The 606-nt window shown below is 61.1% G+C and carries 1 protein-coding gene; it reads left to right on the top strand.

The window, feature by feature from the left end; translation table 11 throughout:
• The first annotated feature begins 2 nt into the window (after positions 1–2).
• Positions 3–602 carry a superoxide dismutase gene (locus AB843_RS24590; protein ID WP_048649565.1) on the top strand — a complete coding sequence of 200 codons (600 nt, stop codon included), beginning with the start codon at positions 3–5 and terminating at the stop codon, positions 600–602.
• The last annotated feature ends 4 nt before the right edge of the window (positions 603–606 follow it).

Genomic DNA, 606 nt, shown 5'->3' with positions numbered 1-606 from the left:
CCATGGCTTTTGAACTGCCGGACCTGCCTTACGATTATGAGGCGCTGCAGCCTTACATGTCGAAGGAGACGCTGGAATACCACCACGACAAGCACCACAAGGCCTATGTCGACAACGGCAACAAGCTGGCGGTCGAGGCAGGCATGGAAGGCCTGTCGCTCGAGGAGGTGGTGAAGCAGTCGTTCGGCAAGCATGCCGGCCTGTTCAACAACGCGGCCCAGCACTACAACCACGTTCATTTCTGGAAGTGGATGAAGAAGGGCGGCGGCGGCAAGAGCCTGCCGGGCGCGCTGGCCAAGGCGGTCGACAGCGACCTGGGCGGCTACGACAAGTTCCGCGCCGACTTCATCAATGCCGGCACGACGCAGTTCGGCTCCGGCTGGGCATGGCTGGCGGTCAAGGGCGGCAAGCTGGAGATCATGAAGACGCCGAACGGCGAGAACCCGCTGGTGCACGGCGCAGAGCCGATCCTCGGCGTCGATGTGTGGGAGCATTCCTATTACATCGACTACCGCAACGCGCGGCCGAAGTATCTGGAAGCCTTCGTCGACAATCTGATCAACTGGGACCATGTCCTGGAGATGTACGAAAAGGCAGCCTGAACGG

It is taken from the genome of Nitratireductor soli (genome assembly GCF_001050155.1).
In the GTDB taxonomy this organism is placed as follows: Bacteria; Pseudomonadota; Alphaproteobacteria; order Rhizobiales; family Rhizobiaceae; genus Nitratireductor; species Nitratireductor soli.
This window is presented reverse-complemented; position numbering and strand designations above follow the sequence as displayed.

Bases quoted from the DNA above. Each gene is read 5' to 3' on its own strand.
- AB843_RS24590 (WP_048649565.1), top strand. From the start codon at position 3: ATGGCTTTTGAACTGCCGGACCTGCCTTACGATTATGAGGCGCTGCAG.